Below are 19,350 nucleotides of genomic sequence, written 5' to 3' on the forward strand. Positions count from 1 at the left end.
ATCCATACTTATTCGGCTAAACTTAAGTATATCTCACCCAAAGGATTATTCTGGATAAGGCTAATTAAAGACTCTTTAAGTAATTCAAGGATCGCCAGAAAACTCACCACAATGCCGCGTCGACCTTCTTTAAGATCGAGTACTTGATGGAAAGTTCGCACTTTACCATCTTGCAGTAATGCCAATATATGGGTCATCTTTTCACGCGTGGTTAATACTTCACGTTGGATCTGATGATGCTCGAAGTGTTCTGCTTGCTTAAGTAATTTTTGCAGATTATACGCCAAGTCTCGCAGAGATACTTCAGCTAATAACGGTATAGTGGTAATATCTTCTGGTAGCTGTGCATTAGCAACAAAAATATCGCGTTGGATCCTGGGATGTAGGTCCAAATTTTCTGCCGCATTCTTAAATATTTCGTATTCTTGTAACTGTCTAATCAGCACTAAACGTGGATCGTCGAGTTCTTCTTCTGCCACCACTAATTTAGGCAGTAGCAAACGCGACTTTATTTCCGCCAGCAATGCAGCCATCACCAAATACTCACCGGCAAGTTCAATTTTAAACGTCGTCATTAGATCCACGTATTCCATATATTGCGCGGTGATTTGTTGCATCGGTAACTGCAGAATATCGAGTTTTTGCTTTTTAATTAAATACAGTAATAAATCTAATGGTCCTTCAAATGCGTCTAAGAATACACTTAGTGCATCTGGCGGAATAAACAAATCCTTGGGTACTTTACGTAATAACTCGCCATTAACCTTGGCAATCACAGTGCTAGACTCTACCACGGGTTAAGCAAACGAGGATGCATCACCGGCACCTTGACGAATAATAACAGCATCACCTTCAGAATAATCCACAACTGTTGTTACTTGCTCACCTAAGTAGCCGCCATTGATAATCAGCTCGACTTGGTTTTCAAGTTGGTCACGGATCGCTTCCGGATCAAATTCAGCGCCTTCATTGCCCGGTAAAATTAATGACGTCGACATCATAGGTTCCCCTAACGCTTCGAGTATTGCTAATGCAATTGTATTGTCAGGTACACGAATACCGATGGTTTTACGCTTCGGATTCATTAAACGACGAGGTACTTCTTTGGTGCCTTTAAAAATAAACGTAAATGGACCTGGGGTATTATTTTTAAGCGCGCGGTAAGCCTGGTTCTCAACACGTGCGTATAACGACAGTTCGGATAAATCACGGCACAACAAGGTAAAATTATGATCTTTATCTAATTTACGGATCTTACAAATACGCTCTAACGCGTTTTTGTCACCAATATGACAACCTAGCGCATAGCCAGAATCGGTTGGATAAATGATCACGCCACCATCACGTAAAATAGCTACGGCCTGACTGATTAAACGCGCTTGCGGATTATCAGGATGCACGTAAAAAAATTGACTCATAAATTATTACTCCTTAACTGCAGGCCAAGACGACCACACAGGGGTACAATCTTTGGGGATATATAAATTGCGGCCTAACTCAGTCCAGCTGCTTGGTCGATGAAAATCAGAACCAACAGACCCAGCTAAATTATAATCGCGACCATAACTGGCCAACAGGGTGCGCTCGGCAATACCTTGTTGTGGCTGTCCGACTTCGAGGGCATCCCCACCCGCGTCTTCGAAGACCGCTAATAATCTTTTAATCCATTTAGTTGACAGTTTATACTGCAGCGGATGAGCCAGTACAGCTTGCCCACCAGATTGATGTATTATTTCTATCGTTTGCTCAATTGTTGCCCAGTTGGGTGGCACATAACCAGTTTTCCCCTTCGCTAAGAAACGTTTAAATACATTTTGAAAAGTATTCTCAACGCCTTGCTCAACCAAGTATTTAGCAAAGTGACTACGCGTGATACTGGCATCGCCAGCAAGCGCTTTAGCGCCTTCATAGGCACCAGGAATACGCGCTTTAGCTAAACGATTACCCATTTCAATCGCGCGTACTTCACGCTTACTACGCTGCTCAGCTAAAAATGCCTGCAGTGCCGGATTAGCGAGATCCACATTTAGGCCAATTACATGAATTTCATGATTTTGCCAGTTAGTGGAAACTTCAACACCATTGATCAAAGTAATAGGCAATGCATGCGCGGCAATCGTATCATGCGCTTCTTGTAAGCCATTAGTGGTGTCGTGATCGGTAATAGCAAATACATCAACACGATGTTCAACCGCGCGTTGGACTAATTCAGCTGGACTTAGAGAGCCGTCAGAGGCTGTGGTATGAGAATGTAAATCGTAAATCATAAAATAAAGTATATCCAGCGATAAAAAGTCAGAAAAGGCACAATAAGGCCCCATTATAAGTTTTATTTAACAATTTCACACAAAAATTAATAAATGTATTGACAGTAATAGCCCTAACCGCCTAAGTTTAACCTACTTAGATAATTTTATGGCTCAGACGCAATGCAAAATATTACAAACCAAACAATCAGTTGGTGGTGGCACATCCCTCTCTAAACGGGCATGTGATTTTGTGATATCTGCAGTAAATGTAAATCTACAACAAATAACCAACATTAAAGCCCGTTTCATTGAAACGGGCTTTTTTATTGGCCATTTAGACACTCTAAAGCAAGGAAAGTGCGATGACGCAACTATTAGCGCCAGGTAAATTACATTCGATTCAGCAAGATTGTCCGCACATTGACGATCCCCTTGCGTTTTATCGCCACATGTACCGCCCCAGTGGTAACAGCTTATTATTAGAATCGGCTGATATCGTCACCAAGACCGCTCTGCAAAGTTTAATCTTGCTTGATGCCGCCGTTAAGATAACCTGTTTTGGCCGCACGGTTGAATTCACCGCATTAACCCTGAACGGCGAAAACCTGCTGCCTTTCTTAGCCGATGAGTTTAAAGCTCAACTTGGCAACGATGCGATCACCGCTCTGAGTCATCACCAATTAGCATTAACCTTCGCGCCGACTGACGACAGCTTGGATGAAGATTCACGTTTACAGTCATCATCACCATTCGATGCCCTGCGGACCATTATCAATGGTGTCATGCCAGAAACACCGTTTCATGAAGCGCTATTTTTAGGCGGCTGCTTTGCCTATGACATGATAGCCAGTGTTGAAGAATTACCCAGTGTGCCAGATGGCGCTAATATCTGTCCTGATTTTGTATTCTATATTGCCGAAACTTTAATTGTGATTGACCGTCAAACCCAACAATCAACATTAATCGGTAGTGTCTTTGGTGGCGAGCACTTTGCCACTGCACTTAACCAAATCCAAGCGAAATTAGCCCGTATCCAAACGGAGTGCACGACGGTATTAACGGCAACGCCAGAGTCTAAAGCCGCAGCGCTAACAATCGAGGTTGATATCAGCGACAGTGAATTCTGTGCCACGGTTGAATATTTAAAAGACTACATCCGTAAAGGCGACATTTTCCAAGTGGTACCGTCGCGTTGCTTTAGCTTACCTTGCCCAGATTCGTTAGCGGCTTATGCCAAACTAAAACAAACCAACGCCAGCCCGTACATGTTCTACCTGAATGATGCTGACTTTGTATTATTTGGTGCATCACCAGAAAGTGCATTGAAATATGATGCCCAAACTAATGACGTAGAAATTTATCCGATTGCCGGGACTCGCCGCCGTGGTTTCCGCGCTGATGGTTCGATTTGCCCCGACTTAGATGGCCGTATCGAATTAGAATTGCGCCAAGACAAGAAAGAAACTGCCGAACACATCATGCTGGTTGATTTAGCGCGTAATGACGTAGCCCGTATTAGTCAGCCAGGTACACGTTATGTGGCTAACCTATTAAACGTAGATCGTTATAGCTACGTGATGCACTTAGTGTCTCGCGTCAAAGGTAAACTACGTAACGACCTTGATGCCCTGCATGCATACCAAGCGTGTATGAACATGGGGACGTTAGTTGGCGCACCGAAGATCCGCGCCGCTGAACTGGTTCGTCAAGTAGAACAACAACGCCGTGGTAGTTATGGCGGTGCCGTGGGTTACCTAACGGGTGATGGCACCATGGATACCTGTATTGTCATTCGCTCTGCATTTGTTAAAGATGGCACTGCGTATGTACAAGCTGGTGCGGGTGTGGTTTACGACTCAAACCCACAAGCTGAAGCCGAAGAAACCCGCAGTAAAGCAGCCGCGGTATTAAACGCCGTAGCCCTCGCACAAGGTTCATCATTAGCTGCCATCATGAAGGCAGAAAGTATGGCAGCAGAGAGTGCAGAAGCTAACTCAACAACTAACAACGCTAAGTAACGGAGGCAACATGCGCAACACTTTATTTTTATTAGACAACTTTGACTCTTTTACTTACAACCTAGTGGATCAATTCCGCAGTCTCGGTCATGAAGTTAAAATTTACCGTAACAGTATTAGTGCACAAGTGATTAAACAGCAAATAGACCAATGTGAGAACAACCCCGTTGTGGTACTTTCACCGGGCCCAGGTAATCCCTCTGAAGCCGGTTGCTTGTTAGAACTTATCCGCTTGTGTCGCGGTCAATATCCAATGATCGGCATTTGCTTAGGGCATCAAGCACTGATACAACAATATGGTGGCACCATAGGCCGTGCAGAAGAGATCATGCACGGTAAAGCCTCATCGATTAACCATGATGGTCAGTTGATGTTTGCCGGTTTAAGTCAGCCGTTAGCGGTTGCCCGTTATCATTCATTAGTGGCTACAGAAGTACCGAGCAGCTTAACCGTTAATGCCGAATTTAACGGGATGCCAATGGCCATTATTCAACCAGAAGATAAAGTAATTGGTTTTCAATTTCATCCCGAATCAATATTAACCAGTGAAGGCGCAGAGCTGTTAAAAAATACCCTAGCATGGGCAACAGCACCAGTAACCAGCCCTAAGGAGTAGGTCATGGCAGAATCAACAGTACCGGAAAACATAGTATCAAAAAAAATAGCACCAGCAACAATCACCGCTATTCTAGAAAAGTTATACGCAAATCAAGTACTAACTATGACAGAGTCAGAAGCGCTTTTTACACAGATAGTACAAGGTGAAATGGATCCAATCGTACTTTCGTCCGTGTTAACAGCATTAAAAATACGTGGTGAACAGCCAGACGAAATTGCGGGTGCTGCGCAAGCATTATTGGCCGCAGCAACACCTTTCCCAGCAATAGACGAACTACATGCCGACTGCTGTGGTACCGGTGGCGATAACATGAATACCATTAACATCTCCACAACAACTGCGTTTGTCGCGGCTGCTTGCGGATTGAAAATGACGAAACATGGTAACCGCAGCGTATCCAGTCAATCAGGTTCGTCAGATTTATTGGAAGCATTTGGCGTTAATTTAACCCAAACCCCAGAACAAGCAAAAGCCTGCCTGGATGAATTGGGAATTTGCTTTTTATTCGCGCCGCAATACCACGCCGGTATTCGCCATGCGATGCCAGTGCGCCAAGCCCTGAAAACCCGCACCATCTTTAATGTGCTCGGCCCACTGCTAAATCCGACGCGCCCACAAGTACAGTTAATGGGTGTATATGATGAATGTTTAATTCGCCCAATCGCCGAAACCATGGATAAGCTCGGTGTGCGCCGTGCATTAGTCGTGCACGGCAGTGGTTTAGATGAAGTTGCCCTACACGGTGAAACCAAAGTTGCCGAATTAAATAATGGCATGATCACTGAGTACACCTTAACCCCTGCCGATTTTGGTGTGCAGCGTTATGACGTGGCTGAACTACGTGGTGGTAATGCCGCAGAAAACAAAGTTATTATCGAACGCCTGTTATCGGGTCACGGCAGTGACGCACAAAAAGCCGCCGTTGCCATCAACGTATCGGCATTATTAGTGATAGCCAAGTTAGCCACCGATTTTAAACAGGGTACTGAATTAGCCATGGCGGCAATTGATGATGGCCGTGCATTAGCCCTAATCCATCAGCTAGCCGCAAAAAGCCAGCAAGTTTAACCTTAGTCTTAACCTTAGTTTTAACAACAGGAAGGAAGCATAAATGTTAACGCAAGAGTTACAGCAAACCATTCTCGGTAATATTATTAACGATAAAGTGACTTGGGTCGCCGCGCGTAAAGCCAGTCAACCATTAGCGAGTTTTATTGCTGATTTAAACCCGACAGATCGTGACTTTTATGCCGCATTATCGGGTAAACCAACCAAGTTTATTCTGGAATGTAAAAAAGCATCCCCATCCAAAGGGCTCATTCGCCCCGAATTTGATTTAGAGTTAATTGCTGGTGTTTATAAAAATTATGCGGCGGCTGTTTCTGTATTAACGGATGAGAAATACTTCCAAGGTGACTTTGACTACATCACTACAGTACGTAATATCGTTACCCAACCGGTGATCTGCAAAGACTTTATCATTGACGAATACCAGATTTATTTAGCGCGTTTATACCAAGCCGATGCCACACTGTTAATGTTATCGGTACTCGATGACGCTGAATATATTGCCTTAGCTAAAGTCGCTCACAGCTTAAACATGGGCGTACTTACCGAAGTCAGTAATGACGCCGAATTAGTGCGTGCGATTGCGCTAGATGCAAAAGTGATCGGCATTAATAACCGAGACCTACGCGACTTATCCATTGACTTAAACCGTACCAAAGAGATTGCCCCGAAGATCCCAAGTGATCGTATCATCATTTCAGAGTCGGGCATTTATAATAACCAGCAAGTCCGTGATTTAGCCAACTACGTAAATGGCTTCTTGGTTGGCAGTTCATTAATGTCGCAAAACAACGTTGATTTAGCTTGTCGCCGATTGATTTTAGGTGACAATAAAGTCTGTGGCCTTACCCGTCCAGAAGATGCAAAAGTAGTGTATGAACAAGGCGCTATCTATGGCGGACTTATCTTTGCGCCAAAATCACCACGTTGTGTTAACGTAGCAACAGCGCAACAGGTCATTGCTGCTGCACCGCTGGCTTACGTGGGTGTATTTGTGAATGAACAAGCAACAATCGTGGCCCAGTTGGCTAATCAACTCGGTTTGGCCGCGGTACAATTACACGGCAGCGAAGATGCAAGCTACATTGCGATATTAAAAAACTTACTCAATAACGACATACAAATTTGGAAAGCGCATGGGGTTAGCGAACAAGCACCCGATTTAAGTCTGGCCAAGGTTGATCGTCATCTAGTTGATAGTAAAATAGCGGGACAATCAGGTGGTACAGGACAGACATTTGATTGGTCGTTATTAACACCTGAAGATTGCAGTAAAATCATGCTTGCTGGCGGATTAACCCCTGACAACGTGCAAGACGCGGCGAAACTCGGTTGCTTAGGACTGGATCTAAACTCAGGATTAGAATCAGCACCCGGTATTAAAGATACAAACAAAATTATCGCGGCATTTAGCGCGCTTAGACATTATTAAAGGAACTTATCATGGCAAAACTTAATGCCTTTTTTGGCGAATTTGGCGGCCAATACGTATCGCAAATTTTAATACCTGCATTAGATGAATTAGAAGATGCATTTATCGATTCACAAAATGATCCAGCCTTCGAAGCAGAGTTTCAGAAACTGTTAAATGAATACGCGGGTCGTCCAACACCATTGACGCTATGCCGTAACATTACTAAAGGTTCAAAAACCAAGATCTACCTAAAACGTGAAGATCTACTACACGGGGGCGCGCACAAAACCAACCAAGTATTGGGTCAAGCACTGCTGGCTAAACGCATGGGTAAAACCGAGGTCATCGCAGAAACAGGCGCAGGCCAACACGGTACTGCAGCTGCGCTAGCCTGTGCGTTACTGGGTTTAAAATGTCGCATCTACATGGGTGTGAAAGACATGGAACGCCAAAAACCCAACGTATTCCGCATGAAGTTAATGGGTGCCGAAGTCATTCCCGTTGATTCTGGCGCAGGCACCTTAAAAGATGCCTGCAACGAAGCATTACGCGACTGGTCTGCCAACTACGAAAATGCCCATTACCTACTCGGTACAGCGGCAGGTCCTCACCCATTCCCAACGATTGTGCGTGAATTCCAAAAAATGATCGGTGAAGAAGCCAAACAACAGATCCTAAAAGCAGAAGGTCGCTTACCCGATGCCGTGATTGCCTGTGTAGGCGGTGGTTCGAATGCCATTGGTATATTCAATGACTTCATCGACGAAGAAGGGGTCAAACTGTACGGTGTTGAACCTGCAGGTAAAGGCATTGCCACTGGTCAACATGGCGCGCCGATTGCCGAAGGGACGAACGGGATCTTCTTTGGTATGCACTCATTATTGATGCAAGATAACTATGGTCAGATCAAAGAATCATATTCAATATCCGCGGGGTTAGATTTCCCCTCAGTCGGTCCACAACATGCGCATCTATATACCATTGGCCGTGCAGAATACCCGTCAGTAACCGATGATGAAGCATTAGCAGCATTCCAGTTATTATCATGTAAAGAAGGCATTATCCCTGCGTTAGAATCAGCACATGCATTAGCCTATGCACTACAGATGATGGAACAGGATATGGATAAAGAACAAATTTTAGTGGTTAACTTATCCGGTCGTGGTGATAAAGATATCTTTACCGTTGCTGATATTCTTGAAGGTAAAGGAGCATTATAATGGGACGTTATCAACAAACTTTTGCGGCACTAGCAGCAAAAAATGAAGGCGCTTTCGTTCCATTTGTAACGATTGGCGATCCAAACCGCGAACAATCAATGGCGATCATCGAAACGCTCATTGCAGCGGGTGCTGACGCGTTAGAACTGGGTATTCCATTCTCGGATCCGGTGGCTGATGGCCCAACGATCCAAAAAGCCACATCTCGTGCATTAAACGTGGGGATCAACCCAGATATCTGTTTTGAAATGCTCACCGAGATCCGCGCGAAACACCCGCAAATACCCATTGGTTTATTACTGTATGCCAACCTAGTTTACGGCAACGGTACCGATAAGTTTATGGCTAAAGCCGCTGCGGCTGGGGTTGACTCATTGCTGATTGCCGACGTGCCAGTACAATACGGTCAACAATTTAAAGACGCCGGCGATAAAGTCGGTATCGAAAGTATCTACATCGCACCGCCAAATGCCGATGACGCGACACTGCAACTGGTAGCAGAGCAAGGGTCTGGTTATACCTACCTACTTAGCCGCGCAGGTGTAACGGGCGTAGAAACCAAAGCAAAAATGCCAGTTGGTCCATTACTGGAAAAACTGAAATCATTTAATGCCGCGCCTTGTCTGCTTGGTTTTGGTATCTCATCACCAGAACAAGTGAAACAAGCTATTGCAGCAGGTGCTGCGGGGGCTATTTCGGGTTCAGCCATTGTCAATATCATTGAAAAAAACCTGAATGACAATGCAAAAATGCTGCAAGAACTGGCTGAGTTTGTCACGCCAATGAAAGCAGCGACAATTAAATAGTAAAATATAAACAAAACATAACACTTTACCTATTAAGCCCTTAGTGCCTATGATTATGACTATCGCAAACGATGGTGATGATAGAATGGTGCTAAGGGCTTTTTTAGTACTATAGAGCATCCATCGTATTACCTATTAAGGAACAAGGACGCACCATGACTCCAGCAGTAAAATTAGCTAAAAAAGCAAAAATAGCCCACAAGACCCATGAATATAAACATGATTCGAGTGTTGGATCTTATGCTTTAGAAGCAGCGGACAAAATGGCCGTCGCCGCCGAACGCATATTCAAAACACTGGTAGTTAATGTAGGTGATAAGAAGCTCGTCGTTGCCGTCGTGCCTGTCACCGCAATGCTTAATCTAAAAGCCATTGCCAAAGCGGCAAAAGCCAAGAAAGCCGTAATGGCAGATAAAAACGATGTGATGCGCTCGACGGGTTACGTACTTGGAGGGGTGAGTCCGTTAGGACAAAAGAAACGCTTGTTCACTGTCATTGATAGCTCAGCACAAACGCATGAGACTATCTACGTCAGTGCGGGGCGCCGCGGCTTAGAGATCGAATTAAGTCCGTTAGACCTAAAGCAGCTAACCAATGCCGAGTTTGCTGCGATTAGCAGTGACTAATGATTAATAGTGGCCATCTGTGCGTAGTAAAATCTATTATCAATTTCTATCCGCAAAAATAAAAACAGTCCAGTAAATCGCTCTACTGGACTGTTTTGTATGAAACTTAAATAGTAGGTAATTAACTAGAAGTCATATCGTGCAGCCATGTGCCACTGATCTTCATCATCAGCAACATCTAAAATGACATACTCAGTCACCACACGGAAGTTGGAATTAAACTTATAAGCAAGACCCAATGCGGCTTGATCAACCGTATTGTCATTGAAACTATCTGTATCACGTTGTTTATAAGTAAAGGTACCTGTTAGTTTATCCAAGCTATAAGCAAGGGATAACTCATAGGCAGTCCAGTCATTAGCATCTTTAGGATCAGCGGCTGTATTAGGTGTATCAACGGAGGTACTATCCCCGACAATTGATGCTGTTAAACCCTTTAATTTATAGCGTGCAGCAACGAGAACGGTTGATCGATCATAATCTGAATTAGCATTATAATCTTCTGTCATGACACCGGTATAAGTTGCACCTAACTCCAGACCAAAATCAAAACCATAAACACCACCAAACGCATAACTTGATTGGCTGTAGTTACCATTACTAGCATCAACACTGGACTCGGGCTGAATATGTGCCACTAAGTTAAGGGCATCATCCAGCACCTTAGTTTCCAGTTTTAAAATATTAGTTTGTCGATTTAAGTTGCCTATCGCGGGATTACCCGAATAGTTAGTGGTACCGGCATCGGCCCAATCCGCAATAATTTCATCTGCGGCATAATTACGACCAAAGGTCAGTTGTCCCCAATCATTTTTTAATCCGGCATAAATCAACCGCGTTTTAGAGGTTGAATTAGCGTCACTGTTATCCCTCGATTCAAATTGCATCTCAATACGCGCAAGCCCAGTTAAATCATCTGCTAAATTTGAAGAGGCCTTAAAGCCAGTGCGAAAATAGCTATCTGAACGACCATCACTTTTTACATCGTTACCATCTTGATAAATATAAGCGCCATAAGCACGTCCATACAAATCTACCTGGTGAGCATCATCTTGGTACACATTAACTGTGGCTTGTGCTGTAGGAACAAGACTAGCGAGTATTGCTGTGACTAATAATGTCTTTTTCATGATTCTTCCCTGTCTATTTAAGTAACTTTTTATTTAAGTAAATGTTATTCAAGGTAGGTGTTTACAGCCTTACGTTGGCTACTAGTCAAGGGTAGTTCTTTTCTGTGAAATTGATGAGCTTGCCGCTATTTAATAGAGCGTAATGGCTAACCGTATAAATAAAAAAAGCCCAGTAGATTGCGCTACTGGGCTTTTTGTTTTTACTTTTTGCTTTTACTTTTTTTTAAACTATCTACCTTGGCCTAAACAAGTTTATCTCTTTATTACTGCTTGATTACCGCCTGATTACCGCTTGAGGCGCAAGGTCTAATTAAAGCGTTGTACCGATTAATATGATAATTAAAGCAGGACAAACAAACTTCACATAAACAGGCCATACTTTCCAGAAAATGCCATTTACATCTGCGCCATCTTGACCTTTAATTTCAGCAAGTAGGTTATTACGATGCCATACCCAGCCTACAAAGATAGCAAGACCTAAGCATACTAGCGGTTGTGTTATCTCTGTCGCTAGCTTAATCATGAAACCAAACATAAAGTCAAAGTTAGTCACTACAACCATCGCGAATGCAGTCAGTGCCGCGCCAACAATCCACGTTACTTTTTTACGTGACATTGCTGTTTTATCCACAATATAACTGGTTGGTACTTCGACTACCGACATAGCCGATGTGAGTGCTGCAACAGACATCAATGCAAAGAAGATAATCGCAACAATATGTTCTGCAGCGCCCATCGTTGCAAACAATGCAGGTAGTACAGTGAATACCAGCGTGTCAGAACTTAATAAGTTACCGTCAGCATCAAAGATTGTTACACCATTGTGCTTAGCTACATACATAGCAGGTAGGATTAACATTGCCGCTAAGAAAGCCACACCTGTATCCATAAAGGTTACGTGCATCGCTAACTTACTGATGTTTTCATTTGATTTAAGGTATGAACCGTAGATCATCATTGCGCCCGTACCAATCGATAACGAGAAGAATGTCTGACCAAGTGCACCGATGATCACATCAGGGTGCATTACTTTTTCAAAGTCGACGGTGAATAACGCAGTAACACCTTCACTTGCACCAGGTTGGAACAAGATATAAATAACACTCGCAATCAAAATAGTGAACAATAGTGGCATTAAACGCTTCGACCATTTTTCAATACCGTCTTGTACACCTTTTTGAATAACGTAAACACACATTAATGCAAATACTAAGGTAAATACGATATTACGCGATAATGAGAAATCGATTAACCAACGGCTCGCATCATCTGCGCCAACCATTGTGGCAATAGGTGCTAGCGTATTACTCACGAACCAGCCTGACAATACCGCGTAGAAACTAAAGATCATCGCCGCACACACAATCGATGCCAGACCGATAAGGCTACCAATCATTTTAGTGGCCGGCGTACGACCTAACTTAGCCATCGAGTCTGCTGGGTTAGTTTGACCATGACGGCCGACCATCAACTCAGCGACTAACATTGGATAGCCAAGTAAGAAGATAAGGAACAGATACACGATTAAGAATGCACCGCCACCATTACTGGCCGCTTGCGTCGGGAAACCCCAAATATTACCCACACCAACAGCAGATCCTGCTGCGGCCATTATAAAACCAAAACGAGAACCAAAATGTCCTCGAGACGCACCATCATTATTCTGTATTGCAGCCATTTATCCGTACCAAGTTTGCTAAATCCAATCAATGGTAGGTGTTATACCTAAATAAATAGCAAGTACAAGCATTAAAATCTATAAAAACCTATAAAACTTAGTGTTTAGCACCTCGAAAGGTCAACTCAAAGCAACACCTAACTACAAAAATAATAAATATGTATTTTAAATTGCGCAAACAATCTAAATTCATCCTTGAAATAGCAAGTGTCACCAATCAACTTTAAACATAAAAAATCACACTTTAATCAAAGCGTCACCAAAACTGCCTACTATGCGTACTTAATATATAAAATAATATTTTATACTCCCGCTTGGTTAGTCATAGAACGCTCACAAAAATAAGGATCTTTATGTTAAAGAAGGTAACCGTCTTATTCTGGCTGTACATGTTCACGCCGGCATTAATGGCGATGAGCCAAGTGCCCACGGAACGCCATACTATTATTCAATTCACCAATAGTACGCCTCATACTTTATATGCGTATATTGAAGAAGGTAATAATGTCGACTTATTAACAACAGAAGTGATGCCATTGAGTACCGTTGACGTGGCTAATATTACCCGCACTAATGTAGAACAGAATATAACTATCTCACTGAGTAACGCTGATTACAGCTTTAATTTAACGCAGAAGGTAACCGAGGATGAACTCGCTTTTGGCTTCGATAGCAGTGAACTGACCATAGCTCCACAAACCGACAATACTATTCAGCGATTTGAGATCCAACTTGCCGATAATGACAATACCATCGCCTTTAATAGTGAAAACCTACACCTAGGTGGTAGGGTAAATTACGTATTACAGCTGCATGATAAAAAGCCCACTATCGGACCCGGTAACGAGTTTAGCTTATTAAGCTACAACATTTGGGCCACCACCATATTCGGTTCTAAAAAAGTCGATAGCCGTTTAACGGAAATGCCAGCGGTAATGTCAGGTTATGATGCGTTAGTACTAACCGAGGTCTTTGATCCAATCCGAACAAGCAAATTACTTAAACAGCTCAGTAAAGAATATAGTTTTACCAGCAGTGAAATATTTAAGTTAGGTAAAATCATGCAATCAGGTACGCGTATTTTAACGCCTTGGCCTGTCGAAGCAGAAAAGAGCCTAAAGTATACCAGCTGTAGTGGTATTCAGTGTGCTGCAACACGTGGGGTTATTTATACCCGTATTAATAAGCAAGGTTACATTTACCATGTCTTTGCTACGCACACACAATCGTCAGATGACGATACCAACCGCGCAGCACGTTTAGCCCAGCTAGAAGAAATGGGAGAATTTATTCGCGCACAACACATTCCTGCCGACGAAGCCGTCATTTTAGCCGGCGACTTTAATGTCAACAAAATTGGCTTGCCTGGTGATCGTGATCAAATGGCATATATTCTTAATGCCACTGAACCAGAGAATAAAGGCCACAATCTGTCTTTTGATTCTAATACTAACTATTGGGCAGAGAAACCTTATTTAGAATATCTGGATTACACATTAACAGGGAATGACAATTTACAGCCAATTAGTGCCCGCCAAGAAATATTCGCTCCTCGCGTACTGACACAATCACTTTGGGGCATTTGGGACTTATCAGACCATTACGCTGCTCGCGGATATTTTATCTACCCGACCAAGTAATAACAGGATAAAACTCTGCGCATAAATATTTCCGCATCTATTCTCTTTAGATGCAGAAATATCCGCCGAAAACTCGATATTACTACTAGATGAATACTCAAAACTAGGCATTAACACTAGTTTCACCTTGAAACACCCGAAAATGGAACTCAAATAAAGTTGAATCCCAGCAGCATTAGTGTGATCTGTGCATACAAATAAATTGATAACAACTTGTTAAAACCCATTAAACACCCCTTGTTGGCTATTAAAATATTTTATAGATCATTTCAGGAACAAGGTTAAAACCAACTTAAACCACAATGAAAGCATAAAACACCAACATCACACCAAAAGACAACACAAACTACACCAAAACAACTGATCGCTCAATAAATACACAACCACAATGGTAATTAATAAAAAACACGTAAAACATCAAATTATTTTGATATATACGGGGATTTTTTTAGGTTAGAGCTGAAAAAGCGATCTGCATCACTTTAAAAAAAATTCAAATCACTATCCTAGGCAGCAGTTAAAAATCAGTATAAAAATACAGGTGAGAATTATATGTCAGAGCAAACAACTACAACGATCACGGACAGCACTACGAACGCTGCTAAATGGAACAAAGCAGACACAGAATGGGTATTAAGTTTATTCGGTACAGCAGTAGGTGCCGGTGTTTTATTCTTACCTATTAAAGCAGGTTTAGGTGGTTTTTGGCCGTTGGTAGTTCTAGCATTGATTGCTGGCCCAATGACATGGTTGGCGCATAGATCACTGGCGCGTTTTGTATTATCATCAAAAAATCCTGATGCAGACATCACAGAAGTTGTTGAAGAACACTTTGGTAAAGGCTCAGCAAAACTAATTACATTTGCTTACTTCTTTGCTATCTACCCTATCGTATTAATCTACGGTGTTGGTATTACTAATACATTTGAAAGTTTCATTGTTAACCAACTTGATATCTTCACTGAAATTCCACGCCTAGCGGCTGATGGCGCACCGATGCTTAACGAAGCTGGTGTTCAATTAATGGATAAAGTAAGCGGTATCCCACGTTGGTTACTATCTGGTAGTCTAATTTTAGCAATGACTGCAATGATCCTATTTGGTAAAGACTTAATGCTTAAAGCAACATCGGCATTAGTTTACCCATTAGTAATCATCTTATTCGGTCTATCAATATTCTTAATTCCGAGCTGGAATACAAGCATGCTTACAGTAGTACCTGAAGCATCATCTTTCTTGCCCGTTATCTGGTTATCGATTCCACTGATTGTGTTCTCATTCAACCACTCTCCAGTAATCAGCCAGTTTGCTAAAGCACAACGTAAATCTTACGGTGAACACGCAGTAGCAAAATCAGACCTTATCTGTAAACGTGCAGGTCAAATGCTACTTGGTTTCGTTATGCTATTCGTATTCTCTTGTGTATTATCACTATCACCAGAGCAACTAGCAGAAGCGAAAGCACAGAACATCTCAATCCTGTCTTACCTTGCAAACGTACATGACTCAGTAGTAATTCAATACTTTGGTCCTTTCGTCGCATTCGCAGCGATTACTTCTAGCTACTTCGGTCATTACCTAGGTGCTCAAGAAGGTCTAAACGGTCTAGTTAAACAAGTTATTCCGAAAGCATCAGAGAAAAAAATCAGTACATTCTCTATCGCATTCATCGTACTAACTACATGGGCTGTAGCAATTATCAACCCAAGTGTACTCGGTCTTATTGAAACAATCGGCGCACCAATGATTGCCGCTATCTTGTTCTTAATGCCTATGGTAGCTATCAAGAAAGTACCTGCAATGCAAAAATATGCTAGCGATAAAGCAGCAAACATTTTTGTTACTATCTGTGGTCTACTCGCTATCACTTCAGTTATCTACGGCGCATTCTAAACCGCTGTTGACTGTAATGAAAAGTACAGCAATAAACTTAAGTTAATAACAAACGAAACCGGCGAGTCACCTCGCCGGTTTTTTTGTGTCTATATTTTGTGGCATAATTAACGCTTATCACGCTCAATGTTTTTAATTGGTTTTTCCGTCTCTTTATCTTCTTCTTTCTTATTATTACAGCCCATCATTTTCATCATAAAGAACATCATCACCACACATAAAACCAGCGGTATAAGTAAACTACTACTTATCTTGTTTCAGGTTTGACCTTGAGATAAATATTAAGGTTTACCTTAACTGCAAGGTAAGGCTATGGTTAACGTAATCACAAAATTTAACCAGTAAATAAGCGAACAATATTTCAATCACATAAAAGGATGCTACTAATGAATAGAGACATAGCCCAAGCTGTTGCCAAACAAGTTGGTAGCCTGGAGATGGTATCAACGACGCACCCGCATTAGCACTCGCGAACGTCGGATTTGCCATCGGCACCGATGTCGCGATTGAAAGTGCGGATATTACCTTAATGCGCGGTTCTCTGCATGGGCTTGCCGATGCCATTGCAGTGAGTAAAGTAACACTAAGAAATATCAAACAAAACCTGGTTGGCGCTTTCGTTTATAACATGACAGGTGTACTGATTGCTGCTGGTGTACTCTACCCCCTTCTTTGGTCTGTTACTTAGTCCGGTAGTCGCAGGCGCGGCAATGACATTATCATCATTAACCGTGGTGATGAATGCAAATAGATTACGTTTGTTTAAACCACAAAATCACTAGCACTTAATGCGCTATTTTAACAAAATAAATGAACAATATAGAGAGAGTTTATTATGATATTCATCAATATTTTAGGATTAGGGTTAATTGCATTCATTGTGTGGTGGTTTTGGATTGACAAACCGACAGATGCAACAGAGTTAACTGAAGAAAATAGCACCATTGTTGTTGATAGTGGTATTTATCAACCCGCGAGGATCAAGGTTCCATCGGGTAAAAAAGCAATCATTGCGTTTTTACGAAAAGATGACAGTCCATGTGCAGCAACCGTTATATTTCCTGACTTTGAAATATATTCATTTGTCACAAGTTGCTGAACGCTTTCAGGACGAAAGTATTAATCTAGTGGTAATTGATCAAGCAATTGACACATCAACGCCCACAGGGCGTTTAATGTTAGCGGCAATCGCAGAATTTGAAACAGATTTACGCTCAGAAAGGCAATTAGAAGGTATTGCCAAAGCTAAAGAACACGGCGTTAAATTTGGGTGGCCAACAAAAAGAACTGATGAAATAGACTTAGAAATTTATAATAAAAGAAAAGAAAGCGTATCTATTGGCCAATTGGCAAAATATTATGACTTAGGCTCGGCTACGATTGATAGAATATTGAATAATGTTCTTGAAAAAACACCAACTGATACAACGAAATTATAAAGCTTGACCTAATTTATTATTTATTTCAGATAGTTTAACTTTAAACTTCTAATGCAGATTCGAGGGGATGGGCACCAATCCCCTAATAGACTAAATTCACGCAAAGCAATCTTTATATTGTTTTGGCGTTGCCGCGACTATTTGTTTAAAGTTTCGATGAAAATGACTTTGATCAGTAAAACCTACATCTACAGCTATTGAAGCTATATCTTTCCCATAACGTAATAGCGTTTTTGCTTTATTAATCCTTCTTGCTAATTGATAAGCGTGTGGTGTCATTCCAAACTCCTTTCTAAACGCATGGATTAAATAATAACTACTTAGTCCAGCAGCACAGGCTATGTTATCTATTTTAATATTTTTCTCGAAATTATCAGTAATATAATCTCTGGCAAGCGCTAAAGCCTTGTGTTTTGATTTTTTTATTACCGTTTCTTTTCCTTGATCTTCTTTAATTAAGTGGGCGAAAAATGATATTGCAGACTGTTCTTTATGTAATTTACTGGAGTTACTCACTAAAATATTAAATAGTAATTTAAACTGATTGAATGTTTTTTGGTTTGTTAAATGATGTTGATGAAATGGTATAAACTCTTTTGTGGTTTTATCTAACACCTCATTTTGTATGCAATGTAACCACTGAGGATCAACAAATAACATTTTATAATTCCAAGTATAGCCATCTTTAGGGTTACATGAATGCACATCACTTGGGTTAATAATGACGGTTGAGCCCTTTCCTATCTCCTCTTTTTTCCCTGTGTTAAAATATTCACTAACACCTTTTTCAACAATACCAACCGAAAATTCTTCATGAGTATGTTTTTTATAACAGGCTATTGAATTATCAGCACTTCTAGCTTCTATCGGAAGTCCTGTTGAATGATAAAATAAGGGTTTTCCGTTATTCATATTTATACTATCTCCTTGTAAGTAGCAATCTAATATATTAGCAAATAAATAACAGTACTTGCTAATATACAACCCATGATTAAATTGAAAATCTTATAATGTTCAGGGTGTGACAACAGTTTTTTAATAGTCACCCCCATCACCGCCCATATTGATATTGATAAAAAGCATACCACAAAGAATACCACGCTAAATAATAATATCGATGATGTATTATTTTCTCCATTAGGTGAAAAAACTGTAACGCCTGAAATGGCTACTATCCATGCTTTTGGGTTTAACCATTGGCAAAGTAATCCTTCTAATATGGTAGGTGGAGTAGCTTGATTTTCTTCATCAACTTTGCTTATAGGAGAAAATGCAATTTTATAGGACATATATAATAAGAAAGCCGCCCCTATATAACTTAAGTAATTCATAATCTCAGGGTTTTCATGAAATACTTCTATAACACCAACACCCAATAGTAACAGAATACTGGTAAAACCTATTGTAGCACCGGTTATATGGTGTAAAGTTTTATTGAAACCAAAGTTTGCTCCAGAAGATGTTGCTACTATATTTACTGGTCCTGGTGATATTGATGTAACAAATGCAAATAACGCCATAGCTATAAGTGTTGACATAATAGTCCTTAT

At 41.4% G+C, this 19,350-nt stretch carries 20 protein-coding genes and 1 pseudogene; 13 read left to right on the top strand and 8 right to left on the bottom strand.

Features of this window, described 5'->3' with window-relative positions; translation table 11 throughout:
- Positions 1-8: 8 nt before the first annotated feature.
- From MORIYA_RS08860 to rnm, 3 genes are read right to left on the bottom strand one after another with little or no spacing between them, the layout of a single operon-like run.
- Positions 9-794 carry a segregation and condensation protein A gene (locus tag MORIYA_RS08860; RefSeq protein WP_112714458.1) on the bottom strand — a complete coding sequence of 262 codons (786 nt, stop codon included), beginning with the start codon at positions 792-794 and terminating at the stop codon, positions 9-11.
- Between the two features lie 3 nt (positions 795-797).
- Entirely contained in the window at positions 798-1,418 is a 621-nt protein-coding gene (locus MORIYA_RS08865) for an L-threonylcarbamoyladenylate synthase (RefSeq protein ID WP_112714460.1), read from the bottom strand.
- A 6-nt stretch (positions 1,419-1,424) separates the two neighbouring features.
- The gene (rnm, locus tag MORIYA_RS08870) at positions 1,425-2,267 is read right to left on the bottom strand and encodes an RNase RNM (protein WP_112714462.1); all 843 of its coding nucleotides are present in this window, start codon (positions 2,265-2,267) and stop codon (positions 1,425-1,427) included.
- A gap of 148 nt (positions 2,268-2,415) precedes the next feature.
- Here rnm and MORIYA_RS08875 point away from each other — a divergent pair, with 148 nt between their 5' ends.
- The 8 genes from MORIYA_RS08875 to ybaK all read left to right on the top strand — a co-directional run bounded on the left by MORIYA_RS08875 (position 2,416) and on the right by ybaK (position 10,020).
- A complete protein-coding gene (locus MORIYA_RS08875; protein WP_112714464.1) occupies positions 2,416-2,637 on the top strand; it encodes a hypothetical protein in 222 nt (73 codons plus the stop codon).
- Positions 2,612-4,267: an anthranilate synthase component 1 gene (locus MORIYA_RS08880; protein WP_112714466.1), complete on the top strand. Its 1,656-nt coding sequence runs from the start codon at positions 2,612-2,614 to the stop codon at positions 4,265-4,267. Before MORIYA_RS08875 ends, MORIYA_RS08880 begins: the two co-directional genes overlap by 26 nt.
- A 10-nt stretch (positions 4,268-4,277) precedes the next feature.
- A complete protein-coding gene (locus tag MORIYA_RS08885; RefSeq protein WP_112714468.1) occupies positions 4,278-4,883 on the top strand; it encodes an aminodeoxychorismate/anthranilate synthase component II in 606 nt (201 codons plus the stop codon).
- Between the two features lie 3 nt (positions 4,884-4,886).
- Positions 4,887-5,954, top strand: coding sequence for an anthranilate phosphoribosyltransferase (gene trpD / locus MORIYA_RS08890; RefSeq protein WP_112714470.1), 1,068 nt, complete (start codon positions 4,887-4,889; stop codon positions 5,952-5,954).
- A 43-nt stretch (positions 5,955-5,997) separates the two neighbouring features.
- Positions 5,998-7,386 (top strand): bifunctional indole-3-glycerol-phosphate synthase TrpC/phosphoribosylanthranilate isomerase TrpF, encoded by a 1,389-nt coding sequence (trpCF, locus tag MORIYA_RS08895; RefSeq protein WP_112714472.1) that lies wholly within the window; start codon positions 5,998-6,000, stop codon positions 7,384-7,386.
- An 11-nt stretch (positions 7,387-7,397) separates the two neighbouring features.
- The gene (gene trpB / locus MORIYA_RS08900) at positions 7,398-8,588 is read left to right on the top strand and encodes a tryptophan synthase subunit beta (protein ID WP_112714474.1); all 1,191 of its coding nucleotides are present in this window, start codon (positions 7,398-7,400) and stop codon (positions 8,586-8,588) included.
- A complete protein-coding gene (gene trpA / locus MORIYA_RS08905) occupies positions 8,588-9,394 on the top strand; it encodes a tryptophan synthase subunit alpha (protein WP_112714476.1) in 807 nt (268 codons plus the stop codon). Before trpB ends, trpA begins: the two co-directional genes overlap by 1 nt.
- Before the next feature lie 155 nt (positions 9,395-9,549).
- Positions 9,550-10,020, top strand: coding sequence for a Cys-tRNA(Pro) deacylase (gene ybaK / locus MORIYA_RS08910; protein ID WP_112714478.1), 471 nt, complete (start codon positions 9,550-9,552; stop codon positions 10,018-10,020).
- 125 nt (positions 10,021-10,145) lie between these two features.
- Here the strand turns inward: ybaK and MORIYA_RS08915 are convergent, their stop codons facing one another.
- Positions 10,146-11,150, bottom strand: a complete 1,005-nt coding sequence (locus tag MORIYA_RS08915) for a porin (RefSeq protein WP_112714480.1) — start codon at positions 11,148-11,150, stop codon at positions 10,146-10,148.
- A gap of 310 nt (positions 11,151-11,460) precedes the next feature.
- Complete coding sequence (locus tag MORIYA_RS08920; protein ID WP_112714482.1) at positions 11,461-12,828, bottom strand: sodium-dependent transporter; 1,368 nt, start codon at positions 12,826-12,828, stop codon at positions 11,461-11,463.
- A 353-nt stretch (positions 12,829-13,181) separates the two neighbouring features.
- Here MORIYA_RS08920 and MORIYA_RS08925 point away from each other — a divergent pair, with 353 nt between their 5' ends.
- Both MORIYA_RS08925 and MORIYA_RS08930 read left to right on the top strand, forming a co-directional pair.
- Positions 13,182-14,468, top strand: coding sequence for a sphingomyelin phosphodiesterase (locus tag MORIYA_RS08925; protein WP_112714484.1), 1,287 nt, complete (start codon positions 13,182-13,184; stop codon positions 14,466-14,468).
- A 552-nt stretch (positions 14,469-15,020) separates the two neighbouring features.
- The gene (locus MORIYA_RS08930; RefSeq protein WP_112714486.1) at positions 15,021-16,361 is read left to right on the top strand and encodes an SLC5/6 family protein; all 1,341 of its coding nucleotides are present in this window, start codon (positions 15,021-15,023) and stop codon (positions 16,359-16,361) included.
- Positions 16,362-16,468: 107 nt separating this feature from the next.
- Here MORIYA_RS08930 and MORIYA_RS08935 read toward each other — a convergent pair whose 3' ends face one another.
- Positions 16,469-16,612 (bottom strand): DUF2933 domain-containing protein, encoded by a 144-nt coding sequence (locus MORIYA_RS08935; RefSeq protein WP_331838553.1) that lies wholly within the window; start codon positions 16,610-16,612, stop codon positions 16,469-16,471.
- A gap of 182 nt (positions 16,613-16,794) precedes the next feature.
- On the opposite strand from MORIYA_RS08935, the pseudogene copA reads away from it, so the two are divergent.
- From copA to MORIYA_RS08950, 3 genes and pseudogenes are all read left to right on the top strand, one after another.
- Positions 16,795-17,143: pseudogene (copA, locus tag MORIYA_RS08940) on the top strand (Cu+ exporting ATPase); the annotation flags it as partial.
- Positions 17,144-17,196: 53 nt separating this feature from the next.
- A complete protein-coding gene (locus tag MORIYA_RS08945; protein ID WP_112714488.1) occupies positions 17,197-17,460 on the top strand; it encodes a cupredoxin domain-containing protein in 264 nt (87 codons plus the stop codon).
- Positions 17,390-17,800: a recombinase family protein gene (locus MORIYA_RS08950; RefSeq protein ID WP_232011727.1), complete on the top strand. Its 411-nt coding sequence runs from the start codon at positions 17,390-17,392 to the stop codon at positions 17,798-17,800. The genes MORIYA_RS08945 and MORIYA_RS08950 overlap by 71 nt, the downstream gene beginning before the upstream one ends.
- A 96-nt stretch (positions 17,801-17,896) precedes the next feature.
- On the opposite strand, the gene MORIYA_RS08955 is transcribed toward MORIYA_RS08950, so the two are convergent.
- Together MORIYA_RS08955 and MORIYA_RS08960 are read right to left on the bottom strand one after the other, a co-directional pair.
- The gene (locus MORIYA_RS08955) at positions 17,897-18,712 is read right to left on the bottom strand and encodes an AraC family transcriptional regulator (protein WP_112714490.1); all 816 of its coding nucleotides are present in this window, start codon (positions 18,710-18,712) and stop codon (positions 17,897-17,899) included.
- Positions 18,713-18,741: 29 nt separating this feature from the next.
- A complete protein-coding gene (locus tag MORIYA_RS08960; protein WP_112714492.1) occupies positions 18,742-19,338 on the bottom strand; it encodes a LysE family translocator in 597 nt (198 codons plus the stop codon).
- Positions 19,339-19,350: the final 12 nt, after the last annotated feature.

It is taken from the genome of Moritella yayanosii, assembly GCF_900465055.1.
In the GTDB taxonomy this organism is placed as follows: domain Bacteria; phylum Pseudomonadota; class Gammaproteobacteria; order Enterobacterales; family Moritellaceae; genus Moritella; species Moritella yayanosii.

Bases quoted from the DNA above. Each gene is read 5' to 3' on its own strand.
- MORIYA_RS08865 (WP_112714460.1), bottom strand. From the start codon at position 1,418: ATGAGTCAATTTTTTTACGTGCATCCTGATAATCCGCAAGCGCGTTTA.
- rnm (WP_112714462.1), bottom strand. From the start codon at position 2,267: ATGATTTACGATTTACATTCTCATACCACAGCCTCTGACGGCTCTCTA.
- MORIYA_RS08875 (WP_112714464.1), top strand. From the start codon at position 2,416: ATGGCTCAGACGCAATGCAAAATATTACAAACCAAACAATCAGTTGGT.
- MORIYA_RS08880 (WP_112714466.1), top strand. From the start codon at position 2,612: ATGACGCAACTATTAGCGCCAGGTAAATTACATTCGATTCAGCAAGAT.
- MORIYA_RS08885 (WP_112714468.1), top strand. From the start codon at position 4,278: ATGCGCAACACTTTATTTTTATTAGACAACTTTGACTCTTTTACTTAC.
- trpD (WP_112714470.1), top strand. From the start codon at position 4,887: ATGGCAGAATCAACAGTACCGGAAAACATAGTATCAAAAAAAATAGCA.
- trpCF (WP_112714472.1), top strand. From the start codon at position 5,998: ATGTTAACGCAAGAGTTACAGCAAACCATTCTCGGTAATATTATTAAC.
- trpB (WP_112714474.1), top strand. From the start codon at position 7,398: ATGGCAAAACTTAATGCCTTTTTTGGCGAATTTGGCGGCCAATACGTA.
- trpA (WP_112714476.1), top strand. From the start codon at position 8,588: ATGGGACGTTATCAACAAACTTTTGCGGCACTAGCAGCAAAAAATGAA.
- ybaK (WP_112714478.1), top strand. From the start codon at position 9,550: ATGACTCCAGCAGTAAAATTAGCTAAAAAAGCAAAAATAGCCCACAAG.
- MORIYA_RS08915 (WP_112714480.1), bottom strand. From the start codon at position 11,150: ATGAAAAAGACATTATTAGTCACAGCAATACTCGCTAGTCTTGTTCCT.
- MORIYA_RS08920 (WP_112714482.1), bottom strand. From the start codon at position 12,828: ATGGCTGCAATACAGAATAATGATGGTGCGTCTCGAGGACATTTTGGT.
- MORIYA_RS08925 (WP_112714484.1), top strand. From the start codon at position 13,182: ATGTTAAAGAAGGTAACCGTCTTATTCTGGCTGTACATGTTCACGCCG.
- MORIYA_RS08930 (WP_112714486.1), top strand. From the start codon at position 15,021: ATGTCAGAGCAAACAACTACAACGATCACGGACAGCACTACGAACGCT.
- MORIYA_RS08945 (WP_112714488.1), top strand. From the start codon at position 17,197: ATGATATTCATCAATATTTTAGGATTAGGGTTAATTGCATTCATTGTG.
- MORIYA_RS08950 (WP_232011727.1), top strand. From the start codon at position 17,390: ATGACAGTCCATGTGCAGCAACCGTTATATTTCCTGACTTTGAAATAT.
- MORIYA_RS08955 (WP_112714490.1), bottom strand. From the start codon at position 18,712: ATGAATAACGGAAAACCCTTATTTTATCATTCAACAGGACTTCCGATA.
- MORIYA_RS08960 (WP_112714492.1), bottom strand. From the start codon at position 19,338: ATGTCAACACTTATAGCTATGGCGTTATTTGCATTTGTTACATCAATA.